We start from the raw sequence: 393 nt of genomic DNA, 5'->3' as shown, positions 1-393 counted from the left end.
CTTCCAGATAGACGCCGCCCTTGATGAGGATGCCGCGCTTCGCGGCGGCCGCCAGGCCGCTCACAATGCTCACCGGCGTCGAGATCACGAGCGCGCAGGGGCAAGCAATCACGAGAAGAACTAGGGCCTTGTAGATCCAGTCCAGCCAAGTCGCACCGAAGACCAGCGGAGGGACGATGGCCACCGCAAGCGCAACCGCGAACACAATGGGCGTGTACAGCCGGGCGAACTGGTCAACGAAGCGCTGCGTGGGCGCTCGACTGCCTTGCGCGGCCTCGACGGCGTGAATGATCCGTGCCAGTGTGGAGTCGCTTGCCGCTGCGGTGACGCGATATTCGAACGACCCGGATTCGTTGATGGTGCCGGCGAACACGGAGTCGCCCGCTGCCTTCT

1 pseudogene is annotated in these 393 nt (G+C 64.6%); it reads right to left on the bottom strand.

Going from position 1 to position 393, the window contains the following annotated elements:
* Positions 1–373, bottom strand: a pseudogene (locus GL263_RS29355) (cation-transporting P-type ATPase); the annotation flags it as partial.
* Positions 374–393: the final 20 nt, after the last annotated feature.

Origin of the sequence: Streptomyces durbertensis (genome assembly GCF_014156695.1) — a bacterium.
Taxonomy (GTDB): Bacteria; Actinomycetota; Actinomycetes; order Streptomycetales; family Streptomycetaceae; genus Streptomyces; species Streptomyces durbertensis.
This window is presented reverse-complemented; position numbering and strand designations above follow the sequence as displayed.